The 9,901-nt window shown below is 28.6% G+C and carries 11 protein-coding genes; 2 read left to right on the top strand and 9 right to left on the bottom strand.

Annotation, left to right across the window (positions count from 1 at the left end; genetic code table 11):
• The 5 genes from ACRC03_RS05680 to ACRC03_RS05660 all read right to left on the bottom strand — a co-directional run.
• Positions 1-1,205, bottom strand: a 1,205-nt coding sequence (locus ACRC03_RS05680) for a glycoside hydrolase family 2 TIM barrel-domain containing protein (protein ID WP_438651587.1), incomplete at its 3' end; no start/stop codon positions are given.
• A 73-nt stretch (positions 1,206-1,278) separates the two neighbouring features.
• Entirely contained in the window at positions 1,279-2,109 is an 831-nt protein-coding gene (locus tag ACRC03_RS05675) for a carbohydrate ABC transporter permease (protein ID WP_438651586.1), read from the bottom strand.
• Position 2,110: 1 nt separating this feature from the next.
• On the bottom strand, positions 2,111-3,019 hold the full coding sequence (locus ACRC03_RS05670; RefSeq protein ID WP_438651585.1) for a carbohydrate ABC transporter permease: 909 nt from the start codon (positions 3,017-3,019) through the stop codon (positions 2,111-2,113).
• A 68-nt stretch (positions 3,020-3,087) separates the two neighbouring features.
• Positions 3,088-4,386, bottom strand: a complete 1,299-nt coding sequence (locus ACRC03_RS05665; RefSeq protein ID WP_438651584.1) for an ABC transporter substrate-binding protein — start codon at positions 4,384-4,386, stop codon at positions 3,088-3,090.
• Positions 4,387-5,229: 843 nt separating this feature from the next.
• On the bottom strand, positions 5,230-6,018 hold the full coding sequence (locus ACRC03_RS05660) for an MBL fold metallo-hydrolase (protein WP_438651583.1): 789 nt from the start codon (positions 6,016-6,018) through the stop codon (positions 5,230-5,232).
• A gap of 299 nt (positions 6,019-6,317) precedes the next feature.
• On the opposite strand from ACRC03_RS05660, the gene ACRC03_RS05655 reads away from it, so the two are divergent.
• Positions 6,318-6,650 carry a PadR family transcriptional regulator gene (locus tag ACRC03_RS05655; protein ID WP_438651582.1) on the top strand — a complete coding sequence of 111 codons (333 nt, stop codon included), beginning with the start codon at positions 6,318-6,320 and terminating at the stop codon, positions 6,648-6,650.
• Positions 6,650-7,015, top strand: a complete 366-nt coding sequence (locus ACRC03_RS05650) for a permease prefix domain 1-containing protein (protein ID WP_438651581.1) — start codon at positions 6,650-6,652, stop codon at positions 7,013-7,015. The genes ACRC03_RS05655 and ACRC03_RS05650 overlap by 1 nt, the downstream gene beginning before the upstream one ends.
• Positions 7,016-7,684: 669 nt before the next feature.
• Here ACRC03_RS05650 and ACRC03_RS05645 read toward each other — a convergent pair.
• The 4 genes from ACRC03_RS05645 to ACRC03_RS05630 form a co-directional block, all read right to left on the bottom strand.
• Complete coding sequence (locus tag ACRC03_RS05645) at positions 7,685-8,176, bottom strand: DUF1836 domain-containing protein (RefSeq protein ID WP_438651580.1); 492 nt, start codon at positions 8,174-8,176, stop codon at positions 7,685-7,687.
• A 22-nt stretch (positions 8,177-8,198) separates the two neighbouring features.
• Positions 8,199-9,050: a DegV family protein gene (locus ACRC03_RS05640; RefSeq protein WP_438651579.1), complete on the bottom strand. Its 852-nt coding sequence runs from the start codon at positions 9,048-9,050 to the stop codon at positions 8,199-8,201.
• A 163-nt stretch (positions 9,051-9,213) separates the two neighbouring features.
• Complete coding sequence (locus ACRC03_RS05635) at positions 9,214-9,510, bottom strand: nucleotide disphospho-sugar-binding domain-containing protein (RefSeq protein ID WP_438651588.1); 297 nt, start codon at positions 9,508-9,510, stop codon at positions 9,214-9,216.
• 162 nt (positions 9,511-9,672) lie between these two features.
• Positions 9,673-9,901, bottom strand: a 229-nt coding sequence (locus ACRC03_RS05630; protein ID WP_438651578.1) for a zinc ribbon domain-containing protein, incomplete at its 5' end; no start/stop codon positions are given.

The raw sequence follows: 9,901 nt of genomic DNA, 5'->3' as shown, positions 1-9,901 counted from the left end.
ACTACTCTTGTTTTATCATTGTCTTTGAAGAATTTGTACATTTTTCTAAAGTTTTCGCCTCCAAAGGATTCATTTCCTAATGACCATATTATTATAGATGGATGATTTTTATCTCTTTCAAACATAGCTTCACATCTTGATAATACTGCATTTGTCCACTCTGGTTTACTTCCTGGAAGTGCATTTTCTTCTTCTCGTTGCCCATATTTCCAGGTACCATGAGTTTCTAAGTTTACTTCATCTATTACGTATAATCCATATTTGTTACATAATTCATACGTGTATGGATTGTTTGGGTAGTGAGAAGTTCTAAGTGCATTAACGTTAAATTGTTTCATTATTTTTATATCTTTTTCTATTGTTTCTTTGTTTATTGCTCTACCCATCTCACTATCAAATTCGTGTCTATTTACACCATTAAATAGTATACGTTTTCCATTTATATACATTATATTTTCTTTTATTTCAAATCTTCTAAATCCAGTATCACAACTTACATATTCTGTTATTTCTTTATTTTCATTTTCTAACCTTATTATTATCTTATATAAGTTTGGTTGCTCTGCACTCCATTTTTTAGGATTATCAATTATAGTTTGGAAGTTTACATCTATACTATGGTTTACACCAATTTTATTTTTTCCTTCTACTAGGTATGATGTAATATCAAATTCAGATGGAGAGAATGAATCCTTACTAAATCCTACTATTTTTCCATTTATATAAAGGTAAAAACAAGACTCTACCCCTTGAAAGTTTAGGAGAACTTTTTTGTTTAATTGCTCTTTTGTTATATTTATATATTTTACATAGCATCCTACTTCATTTATTTCAACAGGTGCAAATGGTGGTTTAATATCTTCTCTTCCTTGCCATGGATATATAAGGTTTGTATATTGTGGTATTCCATATCCTTTTATTTGCCAATTTGAAGGCACATCTATCTCATCCCAAGACTCATTATTATAATCGATTTCATGGAAGTTTTCAGGTATACTTTTTAGATTTTTACAGAAGTTAAATTTCCATTTTCCATTTAACGATACATACCTTGATGAATTTTCTTTTATACCTTCTATTGATTGTTCTTTAGTTTCATAACTAACGAAATCATTATGTGGTTTATTCATATTCAAAGATGTTATTTGAGGATTATTATTCCATTCCGGGTATCCATTTTGTGGTTTTTTATATATGAATTTCATAAATTTTATACTCCTTTATATGATGTAAATATTGAAACTTATGCTATATATATAAGTTTCAATATTTTAATTTTTACTTACTTGAACCTATAACTCCTGCAACAAAGTGTTTCTGCATTGTTAAAAATACTATTATAACAGGTGTAATAGCTATTACTATAGCTACCATTAACGAACCGTATTCTACGAAATATGCTGATGATAATGAACTTAGCACTAATGTTAGTGTCTTTTGGCCATCTGATTGCAATGATATAAGAGGCCACATAAAGTTATTCCAATTCGTCATAAATGACCATATAGCAGCAGCTGCAAAAGTTGATTTCATAGAAGGCACTACCAATCTAAAAAATATAGTAAACTCACTAGCTCCATCTATTCTAACTGCTTCAATTATTTCTGTTGGGAATGTAGAAAAATTCTGTCTAAAAAAGAATATTAAGAATATTGATATAGATCCCGGTAATATAATTGCCCAATGATTATCTACTAGTCCCATCTTAGCTACTAATTGGAATAATGGAATCATCATTGCTGCAAAAGGTATCATCATTGAGAATAATAATAATGAATAAACTTTATCTTTTCCTTTTGATGAAAACTTGGCAAATCCATAACCCGCCATAGAAGCTACAATTATTGATATTACCATAGTAATCAATGTTAATTTTGTTGTATTAATAAAGGCTTGCCCAATATTGCTCATATCTAGTAAACCATTTAAGTTATTCATAAACTCAGATCCAGGAGTTAGTTTTCCCACTATTATATCTTTACGATTGTTAGTAGCACTTATTACCATCCAATAAAATGGAAATATTGATATTAGGCTTACTATAGATAAAAACAAGTAATTGATTATACTTCCTATTGTTTTTCTACCTTTGTATGATATATTTTTCATCTTATTCGTCACCTGCCATCTTAAATTGTATTATTGATAATACAATTACTATAATAACTATTGCATATGATATTGTAGCTGCATAACCAAAATCTGGTGCAAATACAAATGACTGATTATAAATATACTGAGATATAGTTGTAGTCGCTGTTCCTGGACCACCTTTAGTTAAGTTTATTGGTTCATCAAATAATTGAAGCGTACCTATGGTAGACATTATTCCTGTAAATAATATTATGGGCTTTAATTGTGGAATAGTTATTTTAAAAAGTTTTTGAATTGCATTAGCTCCATCTATATTAGCTGCTTCATAAGTTTCTTCAGGTATATTTTGCATCCCTGCTAAAAAGAACATCATATTATATCCTGTCCATCTCCATGTTAAAGCTATTATTATAACAACCTTAGCCCAAAACGGATCAGTTAACCAACCTATTGGAACATTTATAAGATTTAAAGTTATTAAAAAATTATTTATTATACCGTCTTCTGCAAACATCATCTTAAATAATACTGAATATGCAACTAATGATGTCACACAAGGTAGAAATATTGCAGTTCTAAATAATGCTTTAAACTTAAGTTTTTTATTATTTAACATACTAGCAAGTAATATGGCTAATGTTAGCATTATCGGTACTTGTATTATTAAAAAAATAAAGGTATTTTTAAGTGCAGTCCAAAACATTTCATCTTGAAACAACCTTTTGTAGTTTCCTAAGGCAACGAAACTTGCATTAAGTCCCTTTACACTTTTGAAAGTAAGTACTACTGATTTTATGATTGGATATAATATGAATAAAGTAAACAGTAAAATAGATGCTGCTATGAAATACCAACCTTGACGGCTGTAGTGTTTTTCTAGGCTTCTTGCTTTTGTTTTATTTTTTTTTGCTTCTTGAAAATTCACTCTGCCTTCCCCCCCATTTAATGGAAAACTAAAATCTACTTATTATAAATCACACAGAATTTATTGAATTATTTTATTTGGCCTTGAACTTGTGTTTGTATAGCTTTTAAAGCTTCATCTACTGTTATTTTTTCTGAATAGAAATCTGCCATAACACTATTTAATGCTTTGTCTGCTTCTGCTGCATATACACCGTAATTAACTTCTGGTACTTCTGTCATCCATTTTGAGAAATCTTTGTATACTTTTTGGTTAGAGAAGAATGCACTTTCTTTTTCATATGAAGTTCCTGATTGAGCTGGCATATAAGTACCTATAGCTCCAATATCAGTAAGTATAGTTTGATAGAAATCATTGTCTGAACCAAAAGTTTTATTTAAAAAGTCTATAGCTGCATCTTTATTATCTTTTCCACCAAGAACATACCAACTTGAACCACCTAAATTAGATGCATTTACTGAATCTACTGTACTTAATTTTGGAACTGGTGCTAAAGCCCATTTTCCTGATTGATCAGTTGCTGAAGTTATAGAAGGCATTATCCATGCACCAGATACTACTGTTGCAGATGTTCCATCATTCATAGCTCCTACCCATTCATCCCATCCATTTACATTTTTTACAACTCCAGTGTCTTTCATTTCTTTAAGTGTTGTAAGAGCTTCTTTTAATGCCTTATTATTTTCTATTTGTACATTTCCATCATTATCAAAATACCAAGTTTTTGCTGATTGCATCATTATTCTTGAAAGTCCACTTATTTCATTTAGATTTTCACAAGTTAAAGGTTTTCCAGTTTTCTCTTGTATTACTTTCCCTATTTCTAAATATCTTTGCCAAGTTATGTTTTGTAAATCTTCAGGCTTAAATCCTGCTTGTTCTAAATAATCAGTTCTATAAAACATACCTGTTACACCTGAGTCAAAAGGTACTCCATATACTTTTCCATCAACTGTCATAGATGATACTTTGTATTTTGCAAATTTATCATGCCCCCTTTTTCCTGTTAGGTCTTCAAACATTCCAGGGTATGAAGTTAAATATTTTTGTGCTGAGTAATCTTCTATTAAAACTATATCAGGTAAATTTTTTGTAGATCCAGTAGAAAGATTTGTATGCAGTTTTGTTTCTACATCTGCTTTTGCATAATCTACTATTTCAATCTTTACATCAGGATTTACTTTTGAATAAGCTTCAGCTGCTTTTTCCATAACTCTAATATTAAAGTTTTTGTCCCAAGCCCATACTGTAACTACTTGCTTACCATCTTTACTTTCTTCTTTTTTTGTACTTTGTCCCCCTGCAGCACATCCTGTCATAAGGGCACCTATCATTATAATAGATGCTAGTTGTTTTTTTAGTTTCATAATATCCCCCTCATTTTTTTTTAATTGTTGTACTAACTTATTTCATATTTCATCTCGATACCAATATGGTTTGCAATGTTTTAATTATAAAACATATTCCCCTAAAGAAAAGATTCGAGAAATTTGATCACTTGAATGTTATAATATTAAGCTATATAAGTTTGGTAAAGATACATTTCTTAGTACATAAATTATGAGATAACTAAAATATCGTTGTTGGTATTCATTATGAATATATACATGGATGACTGTTGAATTATTTTATAAGTTTTTATTTTTATAGTCAATATTTTTCTATTTTTTTACCATTCATTTTATTTATTTTTAACATTTACTTAAATATGTTAAAATAAGTTAACTTATTTTCAATTTAATATCGCTATTAACTTGTACATATTTGAAGCGATAACCTAGATATCCTTTTTATATTATACTTAACCTGTCTATACATTAAAACAACTTAATTCTAGCTATATTAAAATCTGTATTTTTAACTGTATTTTATTCATGTTTTCTATATATTTTCAAATAATATTTAGTAACTTTTTTATTTACTAAAGTATATTAAAATCCTTTATTTTTTTTACTAAAAAAATGCATTAAATTATACTGTCAAACAAAGTAAAAGTAGTAAAATAACTACATGATTTTACTAAATCGACACAAACTCCTACGTTTTGCATCCCTATATACAAACTTATACAATGCTCTTATAACTACATATACCAGTATAATTTAAATAAGATGACCTCTATTAAGTATAGAAATCATCTTATTACTAGCTAATAATTTTATGAATTACAATAAAATGTGTAAATTACAAATTTTCTAATTATAGTCTATTTATAATACTATCTCTTCTCCACAAGTTAAATATGATACATTTACATATGGTGCTAAATACTCTAAGGCTTTTTCACCTGTACAGTGGTAAGTATAGTAAGTAATATCATACTTAGAGATTTCTTTTCCTATCTCTTCTACAACTTCTTTATGGACTGTTTTTTTGGTAATTGGATCATATAGATGATATCCACCTAAGCAGATTTTAGGCTCGTATATTTTTGATTTTTCTAAAATATTGACAACTCCACTATGCCCACAACCCATTACTAAAGTTGTGGTTTTATCAAATATAATTAGATTATGTTCATGTGAAAAATCATCTTTTCCGTACTTAGTATATAATGCATCATTTACTGTAGAGTAGCATTTAGAAGTTTTATCTACTGTAAACAAGGTTAGTTCATCATCAATTTTATAATCACCATCTATTAATATTATTTGAGAGTTATCCATTAATTTTGGATTTAAGCCTACATTCACCTTGAAAAACATTACTTTAGAATAATGTTTTTCAAAAGCTTTTTTCTGAACATAAATTTTTGCTTTGTTGTTTATTTTTAAGAATTTTTCTAAGGCTCCACCATGATCCATATGTCCATGGGATATTATAACTGTATCAATTTCTGATAAGTCAATTTTGTGTAGTTTTGCATTCTCAAATAAGGTTTTGTCTTGTCCTAAGTCAAATAAAATTTTGTGTTTTGATGTTTGTATGTAAAGTGATAAACCATGTTTAGCTTTAAGTTCGCTATTTGATTTATTTTCTACTAATACAGTTATCTTCATATTATTTCTCCTATTTGTGTATATTTAAATTATAATTAACAACATTACTGTCACCATCTAAAAATTCTATTAGTAATAAATATATACTATCATCTATTTCACACTTCTTCTATACTTTTCTATTAGTTGTAATAATATATTCCTCATCTTCATAGTCAACTATTAGCTCATAAGTTTTCGGTAAATTTCTTAATGATTAAACTTTATTTAATCTTTAATTTTCATTTTTTTGTTAATTAATCTTCTTGACTTTCTTTAAAGTGTAAAATACAATTCTCTCAAATACATAGGAATCCGAGGTGTTGATTTTGAATAAAGAACTTCTAAAAGGTAGTACTATTACACTAATTTTAAATTCATTAAAAAAAGATCCCATGTATGGGTATGGATTAATTAAAGAAATTGAGAATAAATCTAATGGTATTTTTCAATTTAAAGAAGGAACTCTATATCCTATTTTACATGATCTTGAAAAAAATAAACTTATTGAGTCATTTTGGGATGCTGAAAATGGTAGACGTAGGAAATACTACAAAATTACTAAAAAAGGTCTTACAGAATTAAAGGGGCGAGAAGATGAGTGGAAAGTATTTAGTAAAACAATGAATTTAGTATTAGGAGGTGAAATTTGATGAGTGTAAAAAATACTTCATCTATAGAAAACTTTTTACAATCTGTGTGTAGGTTTATATCTACAGAAGAAAAAGCTAAAGAGATACAAGATGAACTTAGAGATCATATTTGTAGCTGTGTTGAAGATTATGTTAAAAATGGTGTAAGTACTTGCGATGCTACAAGTATCGCATTAAAACAAATGGGTGATCCAAGCGCCTTAAGCAAACTTTATAAAGACAAAACCTCTAATTTTAGTAGATTTTTGGTAATTTTTTCAACAGTGGTAGTTCTACTTATATCTGCTATTGCTGGTATAGGATATATTTACATTAATAGTCATAATAACCTTACTTTATTTTATATCTATACTATCCTATCCTAACTGTACTCATTACGTTATATTTTGGAAAATATATCGTAGATATTATAAAAACGTATAAAAAAGAATGTGAAATTTCTAATAATAAAATTGATCCACTTTTTTATATTCAATCCTATAAATCATCTATTTTTGAAGAAAAATTAATAAAATATGTACAGATAGGTTGTATAATCATATCTTTACTAATTTTCATATATATTTTTATAAATTTTAATCATCTAAAATTAAACCAAGTATTATTAAGTTCTTTAGAGCATTGTGATTGGATAAGTTTTTTTGCATACATAGCTATCTATTTATATATATTAAATCCTAAAGGCAAGCATACAATTGTATATACTGATGGTTTACTTTCTTTCAATTATTTTATAAATTGGAGTGATATTCAAGGGTATATATGGAGTAAAGAATTAATAAATGGCAACAACTTTTATACTCTAGAATTTTAACTAAAGAAATCATCTAAAATTTCAGGTTCTAGGGCTCCTATAAAGGTTAGTTCTTCTCAAGTAAAATTGTTAAATAAGTTGTTTAAGCATAATAATATACCTCAGATACTCTAATGTACCATAGTTTTAACTTTGACTTTGTCACATAATAATAAAAGTAAAGGCTCCAGAGTATTAAACTCTAGAGCCTTAGATGCTTTAAATGTAAAGTAAACTATTTTTACTGCTTATCAATAATACATTTTTGTAGATAAAGTTTATTAGCAAAACTCATTGCTGCAGATTTAGTCATTTCACCTTGTAGTGTTCTTTTCCCCTCAAAGGTAGCTTGTGAGAAATCTCTAGTAACTAAAGCCTGATTTATCGCTTCTTCAAGCTCTACACAAAAGTAGTCGTAAGCTTGTTCAATTGGGCATGTATCTATTTGCATTCTAATCATTTTACATATTTCTGTTAAACTGAAGACTTGCTTTAAAACACAAACTACTATAAAGTATGCTAAATGTTTATCTGTATATCGCTTGTCCTTCGGTGGTTCTACTATCTTTTGCTTCACATAGTTATTTACCATAGTAGATGTTAATAACTTTTCTTGTGTATTTATATTTATATCTTTTAATGCCTCTTCAATAAATGAAATTACCTGTTCTTTATATAAAGGTATATGTGGTAATTCATTGTATCTTGGGCAATGAAATTCTACTTTATCCATTAAAGCCTCCTAATCACTCCGTTTATTTCAAACCCTGGTATTTCTTAACTATTTGTATAGAAATACATCCTGGCCCACCTTGAGTGGTAAATGCTGGCCCTAATTTACTAATTTTTATATCTGCATCTGTTATATTCTTTAGCATAACATCTTTAGCTGTATTTGCTAATTTTTCATTGCATGCATGGCTTATATAGATATAATAACTATTATCTACACCTGCTTCAATAAATGCTTGAGCTATTTTTTCAATTGCTTTAGGAAAAGTACGTTTAGTTGTAAACTTAGATATTCTTTTTCCATCCTCGACCACTACCATTACAGGTACTAGCTTTATAGCACTTCCAATTCTACCAACTAAAGGTGATAATCGTCCACCTCTAACCAAATATTCAAAATCATTTGGAATTAAATATGATTGTGACGTTTCAATTAAATCATTAAGAATCTCTAGGATTTCTTCTTTTGACTTTCCTTTATTTACAAGTTCTACAGCTAAATCTACCAAGTATCTCTGAGGTCCACATAATGTTTTTGAGTTTATAACCTCTATATTATCTGGATTGTCAGCCATCATCTTTGCAGAGCAAGCTGAATTGTAAGTTCCTGAAAGTCCATCTGCCATTGTTATATTAATAATTTCATCATTAGGATATTTATTGTATAATTCTACAACCTCACCTATAGCAGGCTGGGATGACATTGGTACATGTCCTTGATTGATTATATCAATAAACTCTTCTGTGTTTATTTCTTCATTTTCCTTGTATGTCCTGTTATTAATTGTTACTGAAAGTGGTGCAATATCAATTCCTTTACTCTTACCATCTGCAATAGAGTACATTGTCGATGAATCTGATATAATTCTAATCATAAATTTATCCCCCAGTTATTTATATAAGTTGGTTAATGTTTCTAAGGTATATAGTTTTAAATACTATATACCTTAGTTTATCATACCATAGTGTTTTGTCAACTAGTTCTATAATACTAGAGAGATATTTTTTCTACTCTATAAGCAACTGTAAAATGTATACCTAGTTACTTTTATTAGTCGCAATATCGATTATTCTATCTACTGCCTCGTTAACTCCACCAGCTTTTTTAAAGCTTTCAGATATTACATCGGCATTATCTTTATATCCTACATCATTCATTATTTTTATTACTGCATCTTTAATACCTTCTGGATTATCTCTTTTTAGTATAACCCCTGCTTTTAATGTAGCAACTCTATCTGCAACCATATTTTGCTCTGAATGTTGAGGATATAACACCATAGGAACACCGTAATATAAGCTCTCATTAACGCTATTCATTCCACAATGTGTAATAAATACATCTTTGACACACTCCCTACAGCTAAAGCAGAGGGATTCTTGGTGGCTAACGACTTAATTACACCTAAACGATATAATCAGAGGTTGTTACAAAGCCAAGCAAAATAGACGGTGTCTTCGCCACTACTACCTTAAAGTTGTTCGCCGACAGGTCGCTCAAACGGTAGATACTTTTAAATTAATTGGTTGCTTATGGTTTATTCTAAATTCCACTAAATGGCATTTATGTTTTTTATTTAGAATATTCCACGCTCCAACTATATCTCTATGAGTTTCATAGCCACAAGTACATTTATAATTTCTACTTGATGGTTTGTGTTTTTTTGAACACTTAGGGCAAGTTTGAGAAGTAAATTTCTCGTCTGCCATTATTAATTTAATTCCT

The sequence above is a fragment of the Romboutsia sp. genome (assembly GCF_051659545.1).
Classification (GTDB): domain Bacteria; phylum Bacillota; class Clostridia; order Peptostreptococcales; family Peptostreptococcaceae; genus JBOFOR01.
This window is presented reverse-complemented; position numbering and strand designations above follow the sequence as displayed.